The organism is Bullifex sp., from assembly GCF_034103065.1.
In the GTDB taxonomy this organism is placed as follows: domain Bacteria; phylum Spirochaetota; class Spirochaetia; order Sphaerochaetales; family Sphaerochaetaceae; genus Bullifex.
Genome location: NZ_JAXEGN010000226.1, coordinates 1 through 25,242 on the forward strand (window position 1 = coordinate 1; position 25,242 = coordinate 25,242).

A 25,242-nucleotide genomic window follows, 5' to 3' on the forward strand; every position below is an offset into this window, starting at 1 on the left:
TAAATGCTGCGTAGCAAAGATGACCAACTATATTGGCTTCTTTCTTTTCAAGCTTAAGTTTTGTTTCCTTAACTCGTTTCATATAACCTCAAAACTGATTACTCTGATTTTCTATGTATTTTTTAACGGTTTCCTCAGATATGCATCCAACAGTTTCAACATAGTAAGAATGATTCCAAACCATATGAGCAAGTTCTGTAATGAACAAGATTTATCTACATAATTTATTATATCACATGCATATGTTTTAGCAATTACTATTTTGAGCTTTCATCTCGGTAATTGAATTACCGAGGATTCCCGCTTAATATCCTAAAGATGAAGTAATTGAAATACTAAAGCAATGTATTTAAGAAGATAAATAAAAAAGCAATCTCCTAGAATATTTAAAGGTATTTTAGGAGATATTTTTTTTAATAATAGCGTTAAAACTTTATTTATTATAAAGAATAAGATAAAAAATTTTCGATAGTAGTAGTCATATTTTCTCTATTGTGATATTTTTCCATTGCAATGTTAAAACGTAATGAGAATATAAGAAATATTGCTATAATAGCTCACGTTGACCATGGCAAAACAACATTGGTTGACGCACTGTTTAAGCAAAGTGGCCTTGTTGGAAAAGGTATGGATGTAGATAGAGTCATGGACTCTGGTGATATCGAAAGAGAAAGAGGTATCACAATTAGTGCTAAAAACTGCGCAATTAACTACAAGGGCGTAAAAATTAATATTATCGATACTCCGGGACACGCAGACTTTGGCGGTGAAGTTGAACGTGGACTAAGTATGGTTGATGGTGTAGTCCTTTTATGTGATGCAGCAGAAGGCCCTCTTCCTCAGACAAGATTCGTACTTGAAAAGGCTTTAGGAAAGAATCTTCCTGTAATTGTTGTAATTAATAAAATAGACCGTCCTGATGCACGAGCTGAAGAAGTCTTAAATGAAGTTTATGACCTTCTTCTCGAGTTAAGTAGTGATGAAAACATCTTAGAAGTACCAGTATTCTATGCAAATGGTAGAAAAGGTGTTTGTGGTACTTCTCTTGATGATATTAAGGATAATTTATATCAACTCCTAGATTGCATTATTGATTATATTCCAGCTCCGGAATATGACGATAGTGAGCCATTCCAGATGTTAGTAAGTGATTTATCATACTCTGACTTCTTAGGACGCTTAGCAGTTGGTAAGGTAATTAACGGTAGCGCAAGTACTAATGATTCTCTTGTTTGCTTAAAAGAGAATAGAGAAGAAAACCTTCGTGTTACAAGACTACAAGCTTATGATGGTCCTGTATTTAAAGAAGTTCCTTCTATTTCTGCTGGTGATATCGTTGTACTTTCTGGCGTTAGTGATGTTTCTATTGGTGATACAATTTGTACTAAAGAAGAAAAGAAAGCTCTTCCTAGAATTAAAGTAGATGAACCAACAGTTTCAATGCTCTTTTCTAAGAACATTTCTCCACTTGCTGGTAGAGATGGAAAGATGGTTACGAGTGCTAAGATTTGGGAACGTCTTCAAAAGGAAGCATTAAGAAATGTTTCTATTAGAATTGAGAAAAATATGGATGATACCTTTACAGTTAAAGGAAGAGGTGAATTCCAAATGGCTATTATCGTAGAAGAGATGAGAAGAGAAGGCTTTGAGCTTTGTGTTGGTCGTCCTCATATCATCTTTAAAACAGATAGCGAAGGTAGAAAGACTGAGCCTATCGAGGTACTTTTAATTGATTGTCCTGAGGAATCAAGTGGTATCGTAATGGAAAAGCTTGGCAAACGAAAGGCAATTATTAGTGATATTACATATACTGCTGGAGATAGAGTTAAGATTAGATTCGAAATCCCTTCAAGAGGCTTAATTGGTTATAGAGATGAATTCTTAACTGATACCAAGGGCTTTGGTATTATGAATAGCTATTTAAAAGGCTATGAACCATATAAAGGTGATTTCCCTGATCGTTTCTCAGGCTCTCTTGTTTGCGATAGAGCAGGTACTGCTGTTGCTTATGGTATTTGGGAACTTGAAGATCGTGGTAGAATGTTTATTGTACCAGGTGATGAAGTATATGAAGGTGAAGTAGTAGGTGAAAGAAATAGAGAAGGGGATTTAATGCTTAATCCTACTAGAACTAAGAAACTTACAAACCTTAGAGCATCAGGAAAAGATGAAGCTGTTTCATTAACTCCTGTAGTTAAACCTTCCCTTGAGCAAGCAATTCAGTTTATTAAAGATGATGAGCTTGTTGAGGTTACTCCTAATGCAATTAGAATGTGTAAAAAGATTTTGGATACTCAAAAGCGTAAGATTTTCAATAATCGTGGAGAAATTCCAGAATATTTACAGTAAATAAAAAGAAATAGCTCTCATTTTAGAGAGCTATTTTCAACTTAAAGTATTACTCCAACAGGACAGTGGTCACTACCCATTACATCATTTAAAATCAAAGCATCTTTAATTTTATCAACAAACCTATTTGAAACAACAAAGTAATCGATACGCCACCCTGTATTCTTTTCTCTTGCTTTAAATTTATAAGACCACCAAGAGTATTTAATTGTATCAGGATATTTATTTCTAAAAGAGTCTGTAAATCCCCTTGATAGTAAGCGAGTAAAGTCATCTCTTTCTTCTTGAGTAAAGCCTGCATTTCTCAAATTTGTCTTAGGATTTTTAATATCTATTTCCTTATGAGCTACATTTAGGTCTCCGCAAAATAGTACAGGCTTCTTCTTATCTAGTTCTACCAAATACTCTTCAATTGCACTGTTATAAACTCTTCTGTAATCAAGGCGCTTTAGTTCAGTTTGGCTATTTGGAATATAAGCACAAACTAAATAAAAATCATCATATTCAGCAGTAATTACTCTACCTTCTGTATCATGTTCTTCTATTCCAATTCCATATGTTACAGATAAAGGTTCAATTTTAGAAAGGATTGCTGTACCACTATAACCTTTCTTTTCTGCATAACTAAAATACTTATGGTAATCCTTTAATTCTAATTCAATTTGACCTTCTTGAATCTTTGTTTCTTGAAGACATATGATATCTGGGTTTTCTTCCTCCATGAATGAATAGAAGTTTTTACCCACAATAGCTCTTAGCCCATTAACATTCCAACTAATAATTTTCATGATTATATAATACCATTACTTATCAAAATCTTCTATTAATATTTATATTAAATAAATTCTAATAAAAATTAAGTGATATGAATATTAAAACTATATAAAATATCAATGAAAATAATTAAATATTTATAATTAAAAATACGATAATAAGATATTTATACATGTTAAATTTAATATAAATCATTGATTATTTATATAAAAAATCAGCCTCTGCATTAGAGGCTGAAAGAGGAAATTAGAATTAATTAAAGTGTGCCATTTACGATTGCATCAACAACTTGGCTACCAACTAAGAAGTTATTCTTTCTTGCTGTTGCAAAGATATCTGCTGATTCAACTGAATCATCTGATGCAAGAGAATCATCAATAGACCAAAGACTTTCTGGGGTTGAACCATACATAAATACATCCATATTTACGCTGTCTCTGATAACAATATATTTATCAAGAAGATTATAACGATCAAGAACAACTGCTAAAGCAATATCTTCCATTTCTGTTAATGCATATGGATCTGGAGCTCCGTATGTTTTTGTCATTAATAATGCATTAGCTTCATCATGTTCACCTTTCCAGTAGTTATCACCTGTGACGGTTGTTCCTTTCTGAACTTTTGGATCTCTAGTTGCCCACTGCGCATTATCAAATGTGCGAGCCATTACTCTCTTTGTTTTTTCAGTTGTTGAAAGTTCTGTATCTTTAACAAGTTCATATACTCTATTAGTTAAATCTTGATTAAGAAGCTTGTATGATGCTGAATCATAGCCTTCATCATGATACCAAGTTGTTGCTTCAATATCTTTCATTTCACGAGGATCAGCATGGTGTCCTAAATCGAAGTCGATACAAGCTGTAATAACAAATACATCACCCATTACTGTATATTCTCTTGATGAACCTGCACATCCTGTTGAAAGGAAATAACAATCAGAAAAATCAAAGCGATTATCAGATAATACAGCTTGAAGAGACATTGCACTATTTACTTTTCCCATTCCTGTTAGATAAAGAGCAACACCATCTTTTACATAAAGCTTATTATTTTCAAAGCCACCTTTAATATCGTATTCTTCACCATCTTTAACGTAAGCTTCATAGTAATACTGTGCTTCACCAGGGAAATCTCCTGATAAATCACCAATTTCAAATTTTGGAAGAATTAATACTTTTACAGGTGTTTTCTCAACTTCCATTGCACCTTGTGCAAAAAGACAAGTAGTACAAGCAAGAACGAGCATCAAAACAAAAGTGATACATTTTTTCATTATTTTGCCTCCAATAAGATTTTATTTGTGCACTACTTATCATTTATGCAACAAATTAGTCAATACAGTGAAGTAAAAATACAAAAAAATGCAACATTAATTAAATAAAATGATACATTAACAAGAATAAGGTACAATAAAATCGAACAAATCTGTTGCAATATTTGATATAACCAAAAGTAAAAATTTAGATAATAAAATAAAAAACACATATAAAATGATAATATCTATTATTAAAAATAATATAAAAATAAATATTATAAATATAGAAACTATATTATATTAATAATTATAAGTATTTTATTATCATATTTTACATATATTATTTTAATGATTTTTATTTATAAACAATATCTGACTATATTTTTTAACACTTGCAATGACTATGAAGCAGTTGTATTCATTTGTATAATCAATGATATGTCGACATAGATATACTATTAATAGTTTATTTGCTAAAGTCTGTAGACCAAGCCCTTTTTAAAATATCAGGCATTTGTCTATATTGGTAATATCCCATTTTTTCAGGACTAAGATCATTCTTTCCTTGAATCCATTCAATTGTATGTCCTAGACATCCATAGGAATATTGCTTTATGGTGTATTCCATTTCCTCCTCCAATGATTCTACTTCAAGATAGCGACATAGAACTTCTATCTCTTGTTTGATGTAAAATTCCAGTATGTATTCACTGAGGCTATTTTGTGATTTATCTTGAAATGCATTACGGAAGAAAGCCCTCTCTTCCCAAATTCTTTGGAACATCCTAACTATCATATCTTCTCCATTGATAATATCAGCTTGTTTTTTCCGTTTCATATATTTGCATAAAAATCCAAGCAATAAGATGATATTTATCATGAAAGTGGTAGTAGAAGGTATTTCTTTTCGCATAACAACTGCCACATCGATTACTAACTTGAATACTATCCACAAATTTTATCTTGGCAATTTTAATTAGTGTTTTTGCCAAAAGCCTTTTTATTCTAGCTTTAAATTTCATAGATATCCTTTGTGATTACATTGCTTTTTTTTAATTCAACACAAAAATATCGATTTAATAATAGGTGATTCTATATGAACGATTTTTCCAGTGTTAAAGGAAAGGTTGCCGTAGTAACTGGAGTTACTTCGGGTTTAGGAAGGCAATGGCAGAATTATTTGCATCAAATGGGATGAAGGTTGTTGTTTGCAATCGCAGAAGTGAGAATGGAGAAACTATCACACGTGCTATTAATGCTTCTGGTGGTAAAGCTATATTCTGCCGTGCAGATGTTTCAGTAGAGGATGATGTTAGACGCGTTATGGATACAGCTGTTAGTACTTTTGGTGCTTTAAATGTAGTTGTAAATAATGCTGGTGCTAGTTGTCTCATTAAACCAATACACGAGTATGATACTGATGATTTCAAGAGAGTTACAGATATTGACTACGTTGGTGTGTTCCTTGGTATGAAATATGGTGTAAAAGCAATGCTTAAATCAGGAGCTCATGGATGTAGTATTATCAATATTTCATCTGCAGAAGGACTTAAGGGTAGTGCTAATTTTGCACCATATAGTGGTGCAAAACGTGCTGTAATCAGTCTCAGCTAGACCACTGGTATGGATTATGCAAGACATGACATCACAGTTAACTGTATTTGCCCAGGTGCATTTGATACAGAAATCTATGATACAATTAGTCTTGAACAGCGTGAACTAACTCAGTCAATGATTCCAAACGGTCGCTTTGGTATTCCAATTGAGATTGCTTATACAGCACTCTTCCTTGTATCTGATATGGCACGTTATATTACTGGTGCAGTTATCCATGTTGATGGTGCAATGTCTTCTGGAAATTATAATGAAGTACCATGGTCCGAACCTGATCAGAGAAATAAAATAAACATATTCTCTGCTATTCATTTAATTGATGATCAACAGAGAATATTTATGTTTACTATAATGCTTGTTAATCTTACAATTAACTATATTTATAAATCCAAACCTTATTTTCTTTCTTTGATAAATTAATCTTGTATATACTAATTTAAGGTTTTTTTGTATATAAATGTTTCATAAATGCATAATAATTTCATCAATTGTAATATTGATATTTAGTAAAAATATTATAAAACTATATTATACAAATATCAAAAACTCATAAAAATGTATTTAATAATATAATAATGCTTAAATAATTATATAAATTATTTTTAGTAACAATATTTTAATAAAGTTGTTTTTATATTTAAAAACCATATTGCATTTATTTTGTTAATGTGGTTGAGTTGTTACTCGGTATTTTGTGCTTTTTAGGAGGCGTATATTTGTCAGAATCAGTTTTTGTTTCTGTTCCTTCAGTTAAAGGAAAGATAACTTTTAAAAAGAAAAAGGATGCAGTGTATGTCCTTTTTGAATATGAAAGAGTATATAATGCTGAAAAAAAATATAATGTTCCTAAAAGAGTAGTAATTGGTAAACTTAATGATGAAAATGATCGTTCTCTTATGATACCTAATGAAAACTACCACGAGTACTTTCATAGTGAAATCTCAAATAATGATATAGTAGAAAATAAGAGAAGTAATGTACTCTCAATTGGTACTTATCTTGTTATTAATAGTTTATTAAAGAGTAGTGCAATTCAAATCAAAATGGATGAAATTTTCCAGGAAACAAGTGACTTACTAATTGATTTAGCTGCATATTCATTGGTTTATAAGAATTGCAATAATCTATTTTATAATGATTACATTAATTCTCATCCTCTTTTTACTAACCATATGGAGGTATTTAGTAATTCAAAAATATCTAACATTATTGAAAACATTTCTTTTAGACAATTTTCTAACTTTATAAAGGCTTTAAACGAAAATTCAGATAAAGATCAAATAATAAATATTACATATGGAAAAATCTCAGGTGTTGATAACATTTTTTGTTTTGAAGCTTGGGATAATAGAGGTGCTCTTGTTAATTATGATATTGTACCAGATGACAATGTTTCTAGTACAAACATTATAAGCTTTGTTCTAAAGCTTAAGAAGTTAGGGTATAAATATTTTTCATTAACATTAGACTTTGCTAATCTTTCTAAAGATATTATTGATTTATCAAAATTCAATGATATCACTATTTTTGTTAATAATTTAAATAATGATGAAAGAAACAAAATAATCGCATCTGTAGTTGGTACCTTTGAAAATGATAAGGATGCTTATAATGTATCTAACAGAATCTATTTTAAAGAGAGTAAAATAAATAGTGATTACTTTGGTTCTGATTATTATGCCTATATAACATTTGATAAAGATAAAGCTAAAAAAGATCAAATATACTATGAAAATAGAATTCATAGAATAAAAAACTATTTGGAAGCTTTAATTGGTCTACATTATATACCAAGAGAAGAAGTAACAAATTATTTTTCTCTATACTATGATGAAAAAGGAAAGTTAGTAAAATTTGAAGAAAAGAATACATTAAATGATGATTTAAAATACTCAGGGTATAACGTTTATTTATCATCAAAAAAGTTTGATATTGATGGGGTTATTAAATATAGTAAGTTAAATGATGTAATACTAATAAAGGATGTTTTTGCTTCTTTGAGTAGTGTTAAAAACCAAGGCAATGCTTTTGATACTCTTTGTTTTATCAATTTTATAGTAACAAATATAAAAAAAATAATTGAAGAAAAGTGCGCTGGCGAAAGTATTAATGACGTCATTAATGAGCTTGAAAAAATAAAGGTTATTAATGATGGTAAGAGTTATTTACTATGCAATTCAATTACAAAATATCAAAGTAAAATATTACAACTATTCAATCTATCAAATAGTGATATAGAGAATTTTGCACTTTATTTATCTCAATTAATTGGTGAAAATGATGATTTAAGTAGAAAGATTGGATGAATCGAAAATTCAAATTAATATTCCTATATTGGAATATTAAAGATAAATTGTACTAATAGTAAGGTTTAAGGAAGTTATATTATATCTAATAAAATTAATGTAATAATAAGAATTAAATATATATAATAAGATATGATATCTATATAATAAATTAATAATTATCATATTATAATTTATAAAAAATTAAATCATAGATTATTTATTTGATTTTATTTATTGTAGATTTTAATATTTAAGCTTATAATGGTAAGAACATGGAGGAATTATGGCAAAGACTGTTGCATTTCATTTGCAGAAGGGTGGAGTAGGAAAGACAACAATTTCTGGTACTCTAGCTTGTCAGTCTGCGCTATCAGGTCATAAAACATTAATTATTGACTGTGATCCTCAGGGTAATATTTCATCCTGGTTTTTAAAAGAACCTCCAAAATATGAACTTGCTGATGTCTTACAGGGTAAATGCTATGTTAATGATGCAATAGTAAAAATTCCTGCTGTAGATAATCTATATATTTTACCTACCTTTGGTATAGGTGGAACATTAAAGCTATATTCAGAAACCAAGCTTGCTGAAGAGCCTTTTGTATTACAAGATTTAATTGGGGAAGTAAGCGAAAACTTCGAACGAATAGTTTTAGATCTTTCACCTGGCCTTGGCAGATTAGAAAGAAGTGCACTTATCGCAAGTGATGAAGTAATATCACCAATGATAAGTGAAGTGTTTAGCTTAGATGGTCTTGAGATCTTCATTCATGAGCTTATGAAGATTCGAAAGAATATGAGGGCAAATGTTAAACACAATAAAGTTATCATAAACTCATATGACTCACGTATTAAGCAACACAGAGATATTTATGCTGCTGCGCTAAAGGCTAAGAATTACGAAGTCTATTTAATTCCAGTAGATCCTATATTCAGGAAATGCCAAGAGGCTGGTAAAGCTCCCCAAGGATTTAAGGTGAATGGGCGAGGTATGAAGAATTCTACAATTGAAGCTTTTGAAAAGTTAAATAAAGACGTTTGGAAGTAAAAAGGAGTATAAAAGAAAATGGCTTTAAAGAAATCAGGTAATGATGACAATCTGTTTAATGAATATGCAAGTCCTAGTGAGGCCAAGGCAAAAGAAGTCTTTGCATCTAGCCGACCAGAGAAGGAAAAAAAGATTTTAACTACATTTTCTATTGAACCTTCATTTAAAGCTGAACTTGAAGAATTATTTTCTGATTTAGGTTTAGGTTGGGCTGCAGGTGTCAGATTTGCTCTTAAAGAGTTCTCAAAAAAATATAAAGATTGAATAAAACTCATATAAGTTTGCAATTATTTTAATTCAAATTTATTAAAAGATTATTTGTTTTTTTATATTTAATTTTTATCGATAATATATAATCCCTATGAAAGCTTTATATAAATATATAACAGAAGGTTATTCTGGAGCAGGACTTATTATTACTTTTGAAGATGAAGTATTATTTCAATTAAGAAAGTATCCTCGCTCATGGGCTTTTATTGGTGGTGGATTTGATAAAACAAAAGATAAAGATTTTCTTGATACTGCAATTAGAGAAGTCTTTGAAGAAAGTGGTATTAAAATAAATAAAGAAGATGTTGATAAAAAAGCTATACATAAGCTTGGATTTGGTAGATATAAATGGGTCCTCTATCATGCATCTTTATCAAAACGCCCTACCATAAATGGAAAAAAAGAGTTTTCTAATGAATACATCAAATATAAATGGGTGAAGATTAATAATTATCGATTCCAACTAAATGAAAAAGAAAAGAAGCACTATAGATTGTACTTCTTTGTCTCTTATCAAATGAAGGTATTACAGAAAAGGCTTACTTTTTTCTAAATTTTTCAAGCATCGCGCTTAGGGCTGCTAGTTTATCTTCAGTAGAAGATTCTTCTTCACCTGCAACTTTATTACTAATTAATGATGACGGAATTTCCTCAATAAAACGAGATGGAAGGCAGAGATGGTTTTCTCCCATTCTATCTTTTCTGTTTTCACAATAGGTAATAGTTAATTCCTTTTTAGCTCTTGTAACAGCAACATAGAAAAGACGCCTTTCCTCCTCAATATTTTGAGGGTTTTCTTCTAATGCGCGACTTGAAGGAATGATGTTATCTTCAATACCTGCTAAGTAAACAGTATTAAATTCCAGGCCTTTTGCAGCATGCATTGTCATTAAGTTTACTTTTCCCTTTTCAACATCGCTATTTTCTTCACCTAAGATCATAACAAGATTTAGATAATCCCTTAGAGAGGTATCTGGATTAGATTTTTCATAGCGACTAATTCTTTGTCGCAAGAATTCTAATGACTGCATTTTATAGTCAACAGTTTTTGGACTTTCAGGATAGTCCTCATGAAGTTTTTCTCTATACGAAATGTCATCAATAATTGTTGAAAGTAAATTAGCCTTTTGATTATTCTCTGCTAAATTCTGCCAAGTGATAATCATTTGAACAAAGTTCTTTAAAGCTTCCTGTGTTTTACTATTAATTGGAGCATCTTGAGCATATGCAAAATCTGAAATAGCATCAAATAGAGTAGTCTTTTTCTTATCTGCCCATTGACGTAGCTTTTCAATTGTTACTCTACCAATACCTCTCCTTGGAGTGTTAATAATCCTTAATAGTGATACATCATCATCAATATTAACAATTACTTTAAGATAGCATAGTAAATCTCTAATTTCTTTTCTGTCAAAAAAACTTTGACCACCAGAAACTTGAGTTGGAATAGAGTTTTCCATTAAAGCTGTTTCAAGCTTTGAGAGCAAAGTATTAGTCCTTACAAGTACGGCGAAATCAGAGTAGGCAAGACATTCCTTTCTTGATCGGTCTTTTATTTGCTGTGCAATATAATAGGCTTCCTCTTCTTCATCCTCATTGCTAGTTACATAAATTTGGCTACCTTTAGAGTCCTCTGTCCATAGCTTCTTTTCTTTACGTTTTTCATTGTGTGTGATAATAGTGTTTGCAGCTTCAAGAATATTGCCACTACAGCGGTAATTTCTTTCAAGCTTAAATTCCTTTAGAGATGGAAAATCATGTTCAAAATTTACAATATTTTGATAGTTAGCACCACGCCAAGAATAAATTGATTGATCATCATCACCAACAACTGCAATATTTTGATATTTTTTAGCTATCATTGTGACAAACTTATATTGAAGTAAAGAAGTATCTTGGAATTCATCTACTAAAATATACTTAAATCTTTCTTGTACAGCATTTAAGACATCAGGACATTTTTCAAAGATTTTAATTGGAAGTAAAATTAAATCATCAAAATCTACAACGTTATATGCTTTTTGGGTAGCTACAAATTCCTTATAAATTTCATCTAAAGCACTATCTTTTTTTTCAATAGCCTTATGGCGTTCACACTTAATATCAGAAAAGAGCTGAAGTAGTGAATTAATATTGTAGTTAGATAACTCATAGCCAAGGCTGACGATAACATTTCGTAGTAGTGAAGTGTTATCATTAGTATCATAAACTGTAAAGTTATTTTTATATCCTAAGTGCTGGATATATTGCTTTAAGAGTCCTAGGCCAAATGAATGGAATGTCGTAGCTGTAATATGCTTATATTTATTTTTAGTTAAAGCATTTATACGCTCTTTCATCTCTTTTGCAGCTTTATTTGTAAAAGTTAATGCAAGAATTTCTTTATCATTAATTCCTTCTTCAAGCATATATGCAATTCTATAGGTGAGCATTCTGGTTTTACCAGATCCTGCACCAGCAATAATTAAGGAAGGACCATTGATATTTGCAGCCGCTTTTGCTTGTTCACTATTAAGCTCTTTAACTAAATCTATTGACATACAAGGATGTAACCTAGCAGTAAATTTATTAATTATCAAGGGGGCAAAAGAGAGGAAAACATTTGATATTTAAAGCTATTTTTTCCTCTATAAATAGTTATAGAATCATTAATATTTTTTGCTCACATTATTCATATTTTGAAGTTATTCTCCACATATTACTATTTATTCTTCTTATACGGTTCATTAAAAACGACCTCTCAGAATAATAAAGTGTTTCACTAGGAGGGTAATTGGATGATTAAGAAAATTCTTTTATCACTAGTTTTAACACTATTATTTAGTTCTTTATTTGCATCTGAAATTTCAAAAATGATGCAATAGAAAGTACCAAAAACAATAGCATTACACTTGCTATAGCTAAGGAACAATTAGAACAAAATATTCGTTCTTCTCAAGTACTTGCTTCTTATTTACCTGAGATCTCTCTAACTGGTTCAGTATCGTCACATGGTTCCTTAGCTTCAGGTAGTTTCACTCCTTTTAATGCAAATATTAATGCAGGTATTAGTTGGAGTATTGGAGCTTCTTTTATTGGTAAAAACGAAGCATATCTAATTTTGAATAAGAATAGAAATATTAAGAGTAAAAATCCTAATTCACTTAAATATCAATAAAAGGAATATGATTTAAAATTAGTAAAGTAAAAAATAGGCGGATGATTCATCCGCCTAAACCATTAAAAGAAGCTTGAAATAAATATTTCAAGTCCAATAATTATTAATATTATACCACCAAATATATTTGCCTTTCTTCCCAGCTTTGATCCAGCTTTTTTACCAAGGACTAAACCGAATGTACAAATAATAAAGGTTACAAGAGCAATAATCCCACTTGCAGAAAGCGCATGTAATGCATCGTACTCTGCAATGGTAAAGCCAACTGAAAGTGCATCAATACTAGTTGCAATTCCTTGTACTATTAACTTCTTAAAAGTAAGAATAGTGCATTGCTCATGTACTTCCTCTTCCTCATCTTTTTCTCTAATCATAGAAATACCAATGTATGAAAGAAGTATTAAAGCAATGTATGGTATTACCTTTTCTAGTGCAGAGAACCAGTTGATAATCGTATGAACACAAACCCATCCGATTATAGGCATTAACGCTTGGAAAAAAGCAAAAGTAAAGGCAATTAGTATTACCTTTTTCTTTGTCATTCTACACTCATTTAAGCCATTTGCTAAGGAAACAGAGAATGCATCCATCGCAAGACCTATTCCAAGTGCAATGCTATTAATGAAAAATACACTATTCATAATTAATCCTTTTCAATTTCAATTGCTGCTACTGGACACATTTCATGGCAACAGTAACATCTAACACATTTATTTTGATCAAGTGTTACCTTATTGTTTTGTAGTGATAGTGCCTTAGCCGGACAAATATCAATACACCTCTTACATCTTATGCACTTTGTTTCATTAAAGTTAGGAGTAGGGCGCTTTTGAGCTTTTTTCCTATCTAATGAACGAGTCAGAAAAGGTATTAATAGGGACTTAATTAAACCTTCCTTTTTAGCAACATCAACAATTCTAAAATCTTTAATAACTAAGGAATTAGGATTTTCAATTGTCCAAGTTGGATTTAAGTTGGTAAGGCCTTTTCTCTTTCCTTCATTTAATATTGGGATATCACCATCTTTATATCCCATAATTATTCTCATCGCTTCATCAGCTTCAAAGCAATCAGAAGAACCGATTAATAGGCCAATTTGTCTAAGTGTACCATTTGCAGGACCAGGACCTTCCATACCAATAATTGAATCAACAATGCCATAGGAAGCTCCACTTTCTTTAAAAATATCACAAATTAAGGACGCAAACTTCTCTCGTGATGCCGCCTTAATGTGGCATGGACTTTTATTTAAGCCTGGAAGTGTTCCAAACATATTCTTTACACATCCAGTTAAATACATAAGCTCATGAGTTTTAAACTTAGCAAGAGAGATGACTACATCAACTTCATCTAGAACTGCAGCCATAGTAAGCTTTGTTTTTCTATTTATTTTGTGTACTCTAGGATTAGCAGCAAAGTTTACCCAAGTTGCATTAGTTTTCTCACATACATCTGCTATTTTACAGTTCTTACCATGAAATTGAGGAGTATGAAGACCTGGGGAATCACCAACTAAAACCTCTTTAGCACCTTTTTGTTTACAAATATTAACCATTGCTTCAACTACAACAGGGTTAGTAGTAATTCCAAGTTCCGGCTTACTATCTGATAAGATATTTGGTTTTAATAATACCTTTTTATTTTCAACTACTGGGAAATCAGAGTTTTCAATAACCTTTAGTAATGAGGAATAAACCTCTTCATACTCATATGTTGGACACTTTTGAATTGCAACTTTACTCATCTCTTTTCCTTATTAAACAGGCGTATAATGGACCTAAATTATTAGCTGTATCAGGAAGAATAATTCTGCCATACATCCTTTCTTCACTAAATTCTAAATTAATATCTACTATATCAAATAAACCTGCTTTTCTCTTTAATAGCTTTTCAATTACCTTTTCATCCTCTTCAGGGTTTATTGAACAAGTTGAATATAAAATATAGCCACCTTTTTTAACCGCATCAAAAGCACTGGCAAGAAGAGCATATTGCTCGATGGCAAGTCTTTTAGGTCTAGAAGGAGACCACATAGCTAAATGTTTTTCGCTTTTAATTACATGACGCTCACTAGAGCATGGGGCATCAAGGAGAATTGCATCATACGCTTCCTTTTCATGAAGTCCCCATGTTGATGCATCGTAGCATGTTGTATTTATTTTCTCATGCCAGGAGAGTGGTGTGTGTGATTTTATTACCTCATCTAATCGCTGTTTTCTATCTCTTGATCTATCATTAGCGGTGAGTGTAATTTCGCCATTCATCCTAGATAGCATAACTAAGGTTTTACCACCAGGTGCTGCACACATATCAAGGACTCTATCACCTTGTTTTAATGGAAGAAGAGAAGCAACTAAAATAGAGGCTCTGTCTAAGAAATATTCATTAGTTAAGTTTTCAGAAAAACTTACACTCTCATTATCCTTTAACAGAGCTGCTTTTAAAGATAAATATCTTTCATTATATATTGCACTATAGTAGTTATCGAATGCTTCTAGTCGTTTAATTCTTTCTTTTTCAGCTTTTTCCTTCTTGTTGCCCATAGAGACATATGATAGAAAAAATTATAAAAGTGTTCTATAGAGTCCTATATAAAACCATAAAGATCCTGCTAAAACGAAGGTATGCCAAATAGCATGGTAGTGTGGAATCTTTTTAATTGCATAGAAGACTACACCCACAGAATATGTAATACCTCCACCAATTAGGTAGTAAAGTAATTCTTTTGGAATAAATGGAACAACATCGTTCCAAAATAGAACAATACACCAACCCATCAATAGGTATAAAATTGGATGAAGGGGTTTTAGTTTACCCCAAAAGATTAGTGTAAACCCAACTCCTATTAAAGCTAAGAACCACATAAAAAATGTTAAGTAAATACACTTTTGGCTTCCAACATATAATAAAATTGGAGTGTAAGTTCCTGCAATTAAGAAGTAGATGTTACTATGGTCTAAAATTCTACAAACTCTTTTTGCATTACCTCTTTTTAAATAGTGGTATAAGCCTGAAGCTGTATAGAGTAAAATATTAGAAAGTGCAAAGATAATAAAACCAACTTTAAGAGGTAATGGGGTTGTACTTTTAAACTTAAAGATAACTAAGAATAATCCGATAATAGATAAAAAGGACCCAAAGAAATGTGTATAAGCATTTTCTCTTTCTGCCTTTTTATCATCATAAACCTGTAGTGTTATGTGTTTTTCAAGCCAATTCATAGCTTTAATAATAGAAATGTTACTATAAATCGTCAAAGATAAAAATTAATACCCACAATAGTGAGTATTAACTATCATATGATTATATAGGTACCAATAAATCCAACTAGTAAGCCAAGAACCATTCCAGCAAATACTTGTGAAAATGAGTGTCCAAGCATAGTTTTTAAATGCTCTTGGTTAAAAAGTCCTTCATCATGGATTTGAGATAATATTTTTGACCATTCATTTATTACTTCAGCTTGCTTACCTGCTTCTTGTCTTACACCCATCGCATCATGCATAACGATAAAAGCAAAAACAAGGGAAATTGCAAAGGCAACAGAGCCAACTCCACTAGTTATTCCTATTGATGTAGTTAGCGCCATTACTGATGCTGAGTGGGAAGAAGGCATGCCGCCTGTTGTAATAAACATATGTTTATCAAACTTATAACCCATAAGAACTGCTATAAAAGGTTTTACTAATTGTGCGCTAACACAAGCTATAACTGCACAGATTAATGGTGCATTATGTAGAAAATCATCGTTAACTATTCTAATAATATTGTTCACATTTAGATTTTATATTTCATTCAGCTTTCTTGCAATATAAAAGAGATAATGATATTTTTTTTAGCATTATAGGAGATGCAATATGGGATCATCAATTACAAGGAAGATTTTAAGTGAGCATTTCATGGGTGGAAGTCTTAAAGCTGGAGAAAGCTTAGATATTAGAATTGACCAGACCCTGACTCAAGATGCAACCGGAACAATGGCTTATTTACAGTTTGAGGCTCTTGGCCTTGATAAGGTAAAAAATGAGCTTGCTGTTAGTTATGTTGACCATAATACTATTCAAGTTGGCTTTGAAAATGCTGATGACCATAGATATTTACAATCTGTTGCAGCTAAGAAGGGTGTAGTATTTTCTCGTCCTGGAAATGGTATTTGTCACCAAGTACACCTTGAAAGATTTTCTGCTCCAGGAAAGACTCTACTAGGATCCGACTCACACACTCCAACATGTGGTGGAATGGGCATGCTTGCAATTGGTGCAGGTGGACTTGATGTAGCTCTTGCTATGGCAGGTGTTCCTTTTACAATTATTGCACCTAAAGTAATTGAAATTAGACTTACTGGTAAACTTAGACCTTTTGTAAGTGCAAAGGATATTATCTTAAAGGTTTTAGAGCACTTTACCACAAAGGGTAATGTAAATACTGTTTTTGAATATACCGGAGAAGGTGTTAAAACTCTCTCTGTTCCTGAAAGAGCTACAATTTGTAATATGGGAGCAGAATGTGGTGTAACTTCTTCTCTTTTCCCTGCTGATGAGATAACAAGGGAATTCTTAAAAGCTCAGCATAGGGAAGTAGCATTTAGAGAACTTTCAGCTGATAGTGATGCCACATACGATGGTTTATTTGAAATTGATTTATCAACACTTGAACCATTAACAGCTTGTCCACATTCTCCTGGTAACATTATGAAGGTAAGTGAGCTTGAAGGAAAAAAGGTTGACCAAGTATTAATTGGTTCTTGTACCAACTCCTCATACCAAGATTTAGTTAAGGTTGGTCAAATCCTAGATGGTCATCACGTTGCCCCAGGTGTTTCACTTGGTATTGCTCCGGGGTCCCGTGAAGTATTTGAGATGATTAGCTGTGATGGAACTCTTACAAAGATGATCAAAGCAGGTGCAAGAATTTTGGAGAGTGCTTGTGGATTCTGTATTGGTAACCACTTTAGTCCATCAACTGATGGAGTTTCATTAAGAACAAATAATAGAAACTTTGAGGGTAGAAGTGGAACAAAGAGTGGCCAGGTTTACCTTGTTAGCCCTGAGACTGCTGCCATTTCTGCAATCACTGGTGTTTTTACATCACCCCTTAATCAAGATATTGTAAAGAGTGTAGAAAATATTAATGCATCCGACTTCTACACAGATGACTCAATGCTTATTTTCCCACCAGAGGATTCAAGTAATGTTGAAATAGTTAGAGGCCCTAATATTGGTCAGCCACCATATAATACTCCTCTTACTTCAGTTATTGCAGGTCAAGCTACAATTAAGGTAGGTGACAAAATTACAACTGACCATATTATGCCAGCTGGTGCAAGACTTAAATACAGATCAAATATTCCTCTATATTCAACATTTGTTTTTGAGGGTGTTGATAAAGATTTCTCAACAAGATGTTCAAATAGAAGAGATAATGGAATTGCAAACTTTATTGTTGCGGGCTATAGCTATGGTCAAGGTTCTTCAAGAGAGCATGCAGCACTATGTCCAATGTATTTAGGTGTTAAGGCTGTGTTTGCCCTTTCAATTGAACGTATTCACCAAGCTAATTTGTGTAATGCAGGTATCCTCCCATTAACACTTCTTTCTGAAGAGGATTATGAAAAGATTAGCCAAGATGATGAGTTAAAGCTTGATGATGCAATTAACCAAGTTAAGTCTGGCTCCTTAATTAAAGTAACAAACGTTACAAAAGGATATGAATTTGAATGTAAGTTAGATGTTACTGAAACTCAGAGAGATATGCTCTTAAAGGGTGGAAGACTTAATCAAATTAAGGAGAGCTTAAGATGATCGAAAGAGAAGTTGTATATATCGAAGGTGATGGAGTAGGTTCAGAAATTACTCCTATGATGATAAATGTCTTAGACAGTGCTATGGCTAAGGCTTATGGTGGCAATAAGAAGTTAAAGTGGACAGAGGTTTATGCAGGTGGAAAGGCTGAAAAACTTTTAGGTACAAACCTTCCAGAGGAAACACTTGAAAAAATTAAAGAAGTTGGACTTGCAATTAAAGGACCTTTAATGACTCCTGTTGGCAAAGGTGCAAGAAGCTTGAATGTTGCATTAAGACAGTCTTTGGACCTCTATGTATGTCTTCGCCCAGTTAAATACTTTACAGGAGTACCTTCTCCTGTAAAGCACCCTGAAAAGGTTGATATGGTTGTTTTCAGAGAAAACACAGAAGATATCTACGCTGGTATTGAGTGGGCTAGTGGTACAGATGAGGTAAAGAAGGTTATTGATTTCTTACAGCAGGAGATGAATGTTAAAAAGATAAGATTCCCTGAAACTTCAGCAATTGGAATCAAGCCTGTAAGTAAGGAAGGTTCAATAAGATTAATTAAAGCTGCAATTGATTATGCAATTGTAAATAAGAGAAGAAGTGTTACCTTAGTTCATAAAGGTAATATTATGAAATTCACTGAAGGTGGTTTTAGAGCATGGGGCTATGAGCTTGCTAAAGCTGAGTATAATGCTTATGAAAAAGATGGAAAAATCTTCATCCCAGCAAAGCATGGAGACATCGAAGTAAAGGATTGTATTTGTGATGCATTCTTACAAAACATTCTCTTAAAACCAGAAAATTATGATGTAATAGCTACCTTGAATTTAAATGGTGACTATGTATCAGATGCATTAGCAGCAGAAGTTGGAGGAATTGGTATCGCTCCAGGTGCAAACATCAACTATACAACAGGATGTGCAATCTTTGAAGCAACTCATGGAATTGCTCCAGATATCGCAGGAAAGAATATTGTAAATCCTCTCTCAATCATTCTTTCTGGTGAGATGTTACTTCGTTATGCGGGCTTTGAGGAAGCTGCAGATCTAGTCATCAATGCAGTTGATAAAACAATCTGCTCAAAGAAAGTAACTAGAGACTTCTATGTCTTAATGGATAAAGATGAGGCAACTGAATTAAGTACCTCTGAATTTACAAAACTTTTAATTGCTAATATGTAATCATCATGGCTGCCTGTAAAAGGGCAGCTTAACTTGTTATTAAAAATACCTACATTTTTCCTTGTTGATTGAGTAAAGATAAATTATCCTAAGCCAAATTTACTATTTTTGAGGATAAATCATGAAAACAACAATAGTTTTTCTTATTGGTCTATTAGTTTTAATGACCATTGCTTTTATGTCGTTTGATAATTCTTCTAAAATAATAAAGATACAAAAATAGCAATTTCTGCTTCACCTAGTAATTATTATTGAAAATGGAAAAGAAACAAATTTAAAAAATTATATGGCATTCTCATCTGATGAAATAATAGTTTTTAAAGACTTAAAACTTCAGCTGGTTAATAAATCAACAACATGATTTACCTTGACCTAGTGATTTTTCATTAGGCTCATAATTGTCTATTTCTGATTCCTACTTTTCTTATTATTTTAAATTAAATAGGTAAACATATTTTTATGTTATACTGTAATGAATTATTTTCTTCTAAATGATAGAGAAGAAAGGGAGGAATTTTGATAAAAGGGATATTAATAGCATTAATTTGCACTCTTATTTCTTGTAGTGGTGTAGAATACCCTGAAAAGCTTACTAGCAACATAGCTTTTGAAAATGCATCAAATATTGATCTTAATTGGAAAGCAGAACCCAATTACAACTCTTGTATCATTTCATTTAATCCTATTCCAGGAGCAACTTCTTATACACTTAATTCTGAGAATATTGTTTTAGATGTAATACCTTCAAGAGATTACAAAGATGGGCGTTTAACCAGAGAGATGAAGAGTCTTGAAAGTAATAAGGAATACACAGTTTTTTTATCTGCATTCTCAGGTGGCGATAAAAAGGATCTTGATACAAAATTAACCTTTAAAACAAAGGATATTAGAGAAAATCCTCCTAAATATCCGCCTGTTGCTTATCTTGAAAAACGAAATAGTAATAGTGCTGAAGTTTCTTTTATTTTAGAAGCAGGTATGCATTATAAGGCATGGTGGGTTGATAAAAATGTTACTCCAATCAAGGTAACAACAAAAGAAGGTTCTGTTTCTGAGACTAAAACAGAAACAATTCAAATTACTGGTTTAAATCCTAATTATGAATATGAAATACATATTTTACATGGCTACAAAGAAAATGAATGGGGCGAAGAAAGTGCTAAGGTAACAATTCCAAAGTTTGATGGGGTTGATGCATCTGTTAACTTTACATTAAAAGAAGATGGTTCTTTTACTATTACTAATTATAGTGAAGGAAATCAAATTTATTTAATTGATAAAAACTTAGAGTATTTCTTTACTGTTGGCTCTGAAGGTAAATTATCATTTGATAAACTTCCACCTCTAACTCGTTTAGAGTTTTATGCAATTTCTTTAAACGGCGATACCGTAACCGCTTACTCAAATAGACAGAGTATATTAACACCAATAAAAGTAGAAGAAAAAATTAGTCAAAATGAAATTGTACTTTTTTGGCCTGAAGAAAAAGATACAATTTATGACACTTCTTTAACATTTACTCCAATCGAAGGCAGAAATTATCCTAGCGTGGTTGTAAATGATGTAAGCTCTAGCGATGGAGTATCAAAATTAGTTATTTCAAATTTAGTTAGTAATACTAGCTATGATATATCTATTAAAGCAAAAACTTTAGATGGCTCAGTCTCTACTTGGTCAAAGACGATAAAAACACCATCATATGAAGGTATATATAGATATACGTCAGGTGTACCAGGAGTTAGAGATATTTTTGAAGTTGAAGTAAAATCAAGAGCTAGTGGTAAATATCCATATGAAATATTAATTACTGAAAATGATAGTGGATATGATGGAACAAACCATAGAATAGCACCTCTTGTAGAGGATGAAATTAGTTCATTTATTTCTTTTAATGATACAAGTCAAGATTATATGAAAGCATATATATGGAATAATAAGAAGTGGAACACTACAACGCTTTCTCCTACTTCTTGGAAACCTGATAGCGAGAAGATTATTGGAGACTATATGGAATCTCAAGTAATAAGTAAGGCTAATGGTATGAGTCTTACAACTCAAACAATATTTGAATTTAAAGTTGTTGATAACAATTCTGTATTAGTCTTTTCAAATAAAGGTATTGGGAAAAACAGTGTTTTCGTAAATTTAGGATTATTTAAAAATCCTTTAGCAATAAGTAAGGATGACCAATACATATACGTGCTTGAGAGGAGGGGAAAATGAAAAAGCTTTTAGTGTTAACTATATTAATAATTTTTTCATTACCACTATTTAGTAGTAATGATTTATTCATTTCAGATGCATTTTTGTCCCCATCACTACTTGCCGGACAAGAAATTGATAAACCATTTTCATTTTCAATTTCTACTAAAAGTAGTATCGATGGTTTAGCTTTTTTAAAGAATCCAACCTCACTTGATAAAAATAGTAGAGAAGTAGTGAGGGTATTAATTAACCAAGATATAAAGTTTTGGAAGGATAATCCTAGTGTCATTTCAGCGTTCAAGGAATTTGATGATACCTTTCCTTCTTTTACAGGTAATGATGAATTTGATAAAGCCACGATCGATACATATTTAGAGCAAACTTTTTTATCAAATGCATATGGAGCAAAAAGAAGAAGCTTTGTTTTATCATCATTAGCTGGAACAGGTGTAATAAATAGTGTAACAGGTCCTGGTATGCCAACTATTTCTCTTTCATTTTCAGGTGAAAACTTTAAAAATGAATTTGGATATAGATGGTTCTTCTCTCTCGGTTTTGATGGATCAAACTCTCTATTTTCAAGCTCTAATAGTGAGTTAATATTATCAACAGGAGTATCCCTTTCGTATAGTACCTATTTAACAAATAAGCTTTCCTACGGAATAGCATTAACACCAAGAGTACTCATAAGAGATAGTATTCTAAATGAAAACATTCTAAAAGGAAGACTAAATGGTGATTTCATTTCGCTATTTAGTGAAGACTTTAGGTTTGGCCTTGTTTTAGGTGTTAACTCTGGTTTGACTTATCATTTTTCAAATGATTTTTCTATCACAATTGATCTTAGAAATTTCCCAGCAGCTATTTCATATAGAAAATGGAGTTTAACAGATATTGCAGCATTTAATTTCAATTTACAAAAGGATCATCAAGCATATGCTCCTAATGTTGAATTAGCTACTACTGGATGTTGGAAAAATGATAAAAATAAAGTTGCTGTTACATTCTCTTCTGAGGATGTATTTAAGATTACTTATGAAAGAATAATTAGTGATAGCCTAGCCCTTGATATAGCTATTAAAGGTAGTGAGCTTTCAGCTTCAATATTATGGGATAACTACAAATTTGGTATTATGAGTGACTTTGATAGATTTGCACTTGGAGCTTATTTTACCGCTTCTATTTAATAATAAATTACCTCCAGGCATCCTGGAGGTAAATGATTAAAGCATTGTATTTTGTAATGTTCTTTCATGCAGAGGTATTACTTTTCTAGACTCAGGACCTGCATATACTTGTCTTGGTCTACCAATCTTTTGATATGGATCATGTCTCCATTCAAGGTAGTGGGCAATCCAGCCTGGTAAACGTCCCATAGCAAAAAGAACTGTAAACATTTGCTGAGGAATTCTCATTAAGTGGAATACAATACCTGTATAGAAATCGATATTTGGATATAGGTTGCGCTCCAAGAAATAATCATCATGGATTGCGATATCCTCAAGTTCAAGAGCAACTTCCATTAATGGATCATTAACTTGTTCAACTTTTAATACTTCCTGACACATCTGCTTAGCAAGCTTTGCTCTAGGATCGAATGTCTTATAAACTCTATGACCAAAGCCAGATAAGCGGAAGGTATTATTCTTATCTTTTGCTTTTTCAACGATTTCTTTTACAGATAAGCCTTCCTTGATAATCTTATTTAACATCTCAATTACAGCTTGGTTTGCTCCACCATGCTTAGGACCCCAAAGTGCACAGCATCCTGCTGCAACTGAAGCATAAAGGTTTGCTTCAGAGGAACCTACTAATCTAACTGCGCTTGTTGAACAGTTTTGCTCATGGTCAGCATGTAAAATTAATAACTGGTTAAGAGCTTTAACATGGACTGGATCTGGACGATAGTTAAGTACAGGAGATGAAAACATCATATTTAAGAAGTTTTCACAATATGAGTAGTCATAGCGGGGATCAACAAAGTCATAACCAATAGACTGTCTATATGAGAAAGCGGCAATAGTTCTCATCTTTGATAGAAGTCTTGTTACAGTTAAGTCAATATTGTCTTCAGGATCCTTTTCTTCCATCTCTGGATAGAAAGCAGAAAGGGAAGCAACCATACTAGCTAAAATAGCCATAGGGTGGGCATCATGAGGATATGAACGGAAGAAATTTCTCATATCTGTATGAAGCATTGAGTGTTTATTTAAAAGATGTGCATAGTTACTTCTTTCTTCAGGGGTTGGAAGCACTCCCTTAACAAGAAGGTATGCTACTTCAATAAAGTCACAGTTAGCAACTAAATCTGCAATGTCATAACCACGATAACGTAAGATTCCTTTCTCTCCATCAATGTAACAGATTGAAGACATACAAGAACCAGTATTGATAAAACCAGGATCATAAGTAATGTAGCCTGTATCCTTTCTTAAGGAAGCAATATCAAGACTCTTATGTCCCATACTGTCAGTGATGACGCCTAATTCAACTTTTTTACCCTCGGGTAAGATTAAAGTTGCTTTTTCATCTTCTTTTATCATGAGGCCCTCCTAAAAATTAGAAAAGTTTTTCACCAGTTAAGCTCTCAAGTGCTTTTACTAAAGCTTGAGTTCCATTTTTGCCATATCCCTGACTAATTAATGCAGTATATAACTGCTTTACGAGAGCAAGTCCAGGTAGGGCAAGACCCATGTTGTCAGCTTCTTCAAGAGCAATCTTCATATCTTTAACAAAGTGCTCAATCATAAAGCCAGGATCAAAGTTTTTATTTACTACTCTAGGAGCAAGGTTATCGAGAGTCCAACATCCTGCAGCACCCTTTGAGATAGTGTTAAGCATGGTATTAAGATCAAGACCAGCTTTTGCTGCATAAACTAAGGCTTCAGTAACACCAATCATAGTTCCTGCAATAGTAATTTGGTTACACATCTTTGTGTGTTGACCTGCACCAACACTGCCGTTATGGTTAATAGTCTTACCCATCATTGAAAAATATGGGTATAAAGCTTCATATGTTTCATCATCTGAACCGACCATAAAGGAAAGAGTTGCATTTCTAGCACCTACATCTCCACCTGAAACAGGCGCATCTGCAAATGATACTTTATGATCTTTAAAGATATGTGCAATTTTAACCATTAAAGATGGCTTTGTTGTTGTCATATCACAGCAAATTAAACCTTCGTGAAGACCTTCAATAACTCCATTTGCACCAAGATAAACTTCTTCTACATCATTAGGAAAGCCAACAATAGAAAAGAGAATATCTGATTTCTCAGCAACCTCTTTTGGAGTATCACACCA

Annotated in this window: 22 protein-coding genes and 1 pseudogene; 11 read left to right on the forward strand and 12 right to left on the reverse strand. The window is 32.2% G+C overall.

Annotation, left to right across the window (positions count from 1 at the left end; all coding sequences use genetic code 11):
• Positions 1 to 88: 88 nt before the first annotated feature.
• Positions 89 to 184 (reverse strand): transposase, encoded by a 96-nt coding sequence (locus SOY52_RS11220; protein WP_414429602.1) that lies wholly within the window; start codon positions 182 to 184, stop codon positions 89 to 91.
• 329 nt (positions 185 to 513) lie between these two features.
• Between SOY52_RS11220 and typA the strand changes: the two genes are divergently transcribed.
• Positions 514 to 2,349: a translational GTPase TypA gene (gene typA / locus SOY52_RS08780; RefSeq protein WP_320848580.1), complete on the forward strand. Its 1,836-nt coding sequence runs from the start codon at positions 514 to 516 to the stop codon at positions 2,347 to 2,349.
• Positions 2,350 to 2,390: 41 nt separating this feature from the next.
• Here the strand turns inward: typA and SOY52_RS08785 are convergent, their stop codons facing one another.
• The 3 genes from SOY52_RS08785 to SOY52_RS08795 form a co-directional block, all read right to left on the reverse strand.
• Entirely contained in the window at positions 2,391 to 3,137 is a 747-nt protein-coding gene (locus SOY52_RS08785) for an exodeoxyribonuclease III (protein ID WP_320848581.1), read from the reverse strand.
• Positions 3,138 to 3,379: 242 nt separating this feature from the next.
• Positions 3,380 to 4,399: a hypothetical protein gene (locus SOY52_RS08790; protein WP_320848582.1), complete on the reverse strand. Its 1,020-nt coding sequence runs from the start codon at positions 4,397 to 4,399 to the stop codon at positions 3,380 to 3,382.
• Between the two features lie 448 nt (positions 4,400 to 4,847).
• Positions 4,848 to 5,294, reverse strand: a complete 447-nt coding sequence (locus SOY52_RS08795) for a TetR-like C-terminal domain-containing protein (protein ID WP_320848583.1) — start codon at positions 5,292 to 5,294, stop codon at positions 4,848 to 4,850.
• Positions 5,295 to 5,545: 251 nt separating this feature from the next.
• Here SOY52_RS08795 and SOY52_RS08800 point away from each other — a divergent pair.
• The 5 genes and pseudogenes from SOY52_RS08800 to SOY52_RS08820 all read left to right on the forward strand — a co-directional run.
• Positions 5,546 to 6,415 (forward strand): annotated as a pseudogene (locus SOY52_RS08800) (SDR family NAD(P)-dependent oxidoreductase); the annotation flags it as partial.
• A 296-nt stretch (positions 6,416 to 6,711) separates the two neighbouring features.
• Positions 6,712 to 8,301 (forward strand): hypothetical protein, encoded by a 1,590-nt coding sequence (locus SOY52_RS08805; RefSeq protein ID WP_320848584.1) that lies wholly within the window; start codon positions 6,712 to 6,714, stop codon positions 8,299 to 8,301.
• A gap of 265 nt (positions 8,302 to 8,566) precedes the next feature.
• Entirely contained in the window at positions 8,567 to 9,331 is a 765-nt protein-coding gene (locus SOY52_RS08810) for a ParA family protein (RefSeq protein ID WP_320848585.1), read from the forward strand.
• A gap of 18 nt (positions 9,332 to 9,349) precedes the next feature.
• Positions 9,350 to 9,595 (forward strand): hypothetical protein, encoded by a 246-nt coding sequence (locus tag SOY52_RS08815; RefSeq protein WP_320848586.1) that lies wholly within the window; start codon positions 9,350 to 9,352, stop codon positions 9,593 to 9,595.
• A 97-nt stretch (positions 9,596 to 9,692) separates the two neighbouring features.
• Positions 9,693 to 10,154, forward strand: a complete 462-nt coding sequence (locus SOY52_RS08820; protein ID WP_320848587.1) for an NUDIX hydrolase — start codon at positions 9,693 to 9,695, stop codon at positions 10,152 to 10,154.
• Here the strand turns inward: SOY52_RS08820 and SOY52_RS08825 are convergent.
• Entirely contained in the window at positions 10,141 to 12,141 is a 2,001-nt protein-coding gene (locus tag SOY52_RS08825; protein ID WP_320848588.1) for an ATP-dependent helicase, read from the reverse strand. The genes SOY52_RS08820 and SOY52_RS08825 overlap by 14 nt on opposite strands.
• A gap of 320 nt (positions 12,142 to 12,461) precedes the next feature.
• Here SOY52_RS08825 and SOY52_RS11225 point away from each other — a divergent pair, with 320 nt between their 5' ends.
• Complete coding sequence (locus tag SOY52_RS11225; RefSeq protein ID WP_414429603.1) at positions 12,462 to 12,758, forward strand: hypothetical protein; 297 nt, start codon at positions 12,462 to 12,464, stop codon at positions 12,756 to 12,758.
• A gap of 62 nt (positions 12,759 to 12,820) precedes the next feature.
• On the opposite strand, the gene SOY52_RS08830 is transcribed toward SOY52_RS11225, so the two are convergent.
• The 5 genes from SOY52_RS08830 to SOY52_RS08850 form a co-directional block, all read right to left on the reverse strand.
• On the reverse strand, positions 12,821 to 13,399 hold the full coding sequence (locus SOY52_RS08830; protein ID WP_320848589.1) for a manganese efflux pump MntP family protein: 579 nt from the start codon (positions 13,397 to 13,399) through the stop codon (positions 12,821 to 12,823).
• 2 nt (positions 13,400 to 13,401) lie between these two features.
• Positions 13,402 to 14,502 (reverse strand): DUF362 domain-containing protein, encoded by a 1,101-nt coding sequence (locus SOY52_RS08835; RefSeq protein ID WP_320848590.1) that lies wholly within the window; start codon positions 14,500 to 14,502, stop codon positions 13,402 to 13,404.
• Positions 14,495 to 15,301, reverse strand: a complete 807-nt coding sequence (locus tag SOY52_RS08840) for an RsmB/NOP family class I SAM-dependent RNA methyltransferase (RefSeq protein ID WP_320848591.1) — start codon at positions 15,299 to 15,301, stop codon at positions 14,495 to 14,497. Before SOY52_RS08840 ends, SOY52_RS08835 begins: the two co-directional genes overlap by 8 nt.
• Before the next feature lie 21 nt (positions 15,302 to 15,322).
• Positions 15,323 to 15,979, reverse strand: coding sequence for a PAQR family membrane homeostasis protein TrhA (gene trhA, locus SOY52_RS08845; protein ID WP_320848592.1), 657 nt, complete (start codon positions 15,977 to 15,979; stop codon positions 15,323 to 15,325).
• A 74-nt stretch (positions 15,980 to 16,053) separates the two neighbouring features.
• Positions 16,054 to 16,533, reverse strand: a complete 480-nt coding sequence (locus SOY52_RS08850; RefSeq protein WP_320848593.1) for a divergent PAP2 family protein — start codon at positions 16,531 to 16,533, stop codon at positions 16,054 to 16,056.
• 82 nt (positions 16,534 to 16,615) lie between these two features.
• Between SOY52_RS08850 and SOY52_RS08855 the strand changes: the two genes are divergently transcribed.
• From SOY52_RS08855 to SOY52_RS08870, 4 genes are all read left to right on the forward strand, one after another.
• Positions 16,616 to 18,559, forward strand: coding sequence for an aconitate hydratase (locus tag SOY52_RS08855; protein ID WP_320848594.1), 1,944 nt, complete (start codon positions 16,616 to 16,618; stop codon positions 18,557 to 18,559).
• A complete protein-coding gene (icd, locus tag SOY52_RS08860) occupies positions 18,556 to 19,731 on the forward strand; it encodes an NADP-dependent isocitrate dehydrogenase (protein ID WP_320848595.1) in 1,176 nt (391 codons plus the stop codon). Before SOY52_RS08855 ends, icd begins: the two co-directional genes overlap by 4 nt.
• 516 nt (positions 19,732 to 20,247) lie before the next feature.
• Positions 20,248 to 21,954, forward strand: a complete 1,707-nt coding sequence (locus SOY52_RS08865; protein ID WP_320848596.1) for a hypothetical protein — start codon at positions 20,248 to 20,250, stop codon at positions 21,952 to 21,954.
• Entirely contained in the window at positions 21,951 to 23,123 is a 1,173-nt protein-coding gene (locus tag SOY52_RS08870; RefSeq protein WP_320848597.1) for a hypothetical protein, read from the forward strand. Before SOY52_RS08865 ends, SOY52_RS08870 begins: the two co-directional genes overlap by 4 nt.
• Before the next feature lie 36 nt (positions 23,124 to 23,159).
• On the opposite strand, the gene SOY52_RS08875 is transcribed toward SOY52_RS08870, so the two are convergent.
• On the reverse strand, positions 23,160 to 24,479 hold the full coding sequence (locus SOY52_RS08875) for a citrate synthase (protein ID WP_320848598.1): 1,320 nt from the start codon (positions 24,477 to 24,479) through the stop codon (positions 23,160 to 23,162).
• 16 nt (positions 24,480 to 24,495) lie between these two features.
• Positions 24,496 to 25,242: NAD(P)-dependent oxidoreductase (locus SOY52_RS08880; protein ID WP_320848599.1), on the reverse strand; the 747-nt coding region annotated here is incomplete at its 5' end.

Excerpts from the sequence above, each read along its gene's own strand:
- SOY52_RS11220 (WP_414429602.1), bottom strand. The coding sequence starts at position 184 with ATGGTTTGGAATCATTCTTACTATGTTGAAACTGTTGGATGCATATCT.
- typA (WP_320848580.1), top strand. The coding sequence starts at position 514 with ATGTTAAAACGTAATGAGAATATAAGAAATATTGCTATAATAGCTCAC.
- SOY52_RS08785 (WP_320848581.1), bottom strand. The coding sequence starts at position 3,137 with ATGAAAATTATTAGTTGGAATGTTAATGGGCTAAGAGCTATTGTGGGT.
- SOY52_RS08790 (WP_320848582.1), bottom strand. The coding sequence starts at position 4,399 with ATGAAAAAATGTATCACTTTTGTTTTGATGCTCGTTCTTGCTTGTACT.
- SOY52_RS08795 (WP_320848583.1), bottom strand. The coding sequence starts at position 5,294 with ATGCGAAAAGAAATACCTTCTACTACCACTTTCATGATAAATATCATC.
- SOY52_RS08810 (WP_320848585.1), top strand. The coding sequence starts at position 8,567 with ATGGCAAAGACTGTTGCATTTCATTTGCAGAAGGGTGGAGTAGGAAAG.
- SOY52_RS08815 (WP_320848586.1), top strand. The coding sequence starts at position 9,350 with ATGGCTTTAAAGAAATCAGGTAATGATGACAATCTGTTTAATGAATAT.
- SOY52_RS08820 (WP_320848587.1), top strand. The coding sequence starts at position 9,693 with ATGAAAGCTTTATATAAATATATAACAGAAGGTTATTCTGGAGCAGGA.
- SOY52_RS08825 (WP_320848588.1), bottom strand. The coding sequence starts at position 12,141 with ATGTCAATAGATTTAGTTAAAGAGCTTAATAGTGAACAAGCAAAAGCG.
- SOY52_RS08830 (WP_320848589.1), bottom strand. The coding sequence starts at position 13,399 with ATGAATAGTGTATTTTTCATTAATAGCATTGCACTTGGAATAGGTCTT.
- SOY52_RS08835 (WP_320848590.1), bottom strand. The coding sequence starts at position 14,502 with ATGAGTAAAGTTGCAATTCAAAAGTGTCCAACATATGAGTATGAAGAG.
- SOY52_RS08840 (WP_320848591.1), bottom strand. The coding sequence starts at position 15,301 with ATGGGCAACAAGAAGGAAAAAGCTGAAAAAGAAAGAATTAAACGACTA.
- trhA (WP_320848592.1), bottom strand. The coding sequence starts at position 15,979 with ATGAATTGGCTTGAAAAACACATAACACTACAGGTTTATGATGATAAA.
- SOY52_RS08855 (WP_320848594.1), top strand. The coding sequence starts at position 16,616 with ATGGGATCATCAATTACAAGGAAGATTTTAAGTGAGCATTTCATGGGT.
- icd (WP_320848595.1), top strand. The coding sequence starts at position 18,556 with ATGATCGAAAGAGAAGTTGTATATATCGAAGGTGATGGAGTAGGTTCA.
- SOY52_RS08870 (WP_320848597.1), top strand. The coding sequence starts at position 21,951 with ATGAAAAAGCTTTTAGTGTTAACTATATTAATAATTTTTTCATTACCA.
- SOY52_RS08875 (WP_320848598.1), bottom strand. The coding sequence starts at position 24,479 with ATGATAAAAGAAGATGAAAAAGCAACTTTAATCTTACCCGAGGGTAAA.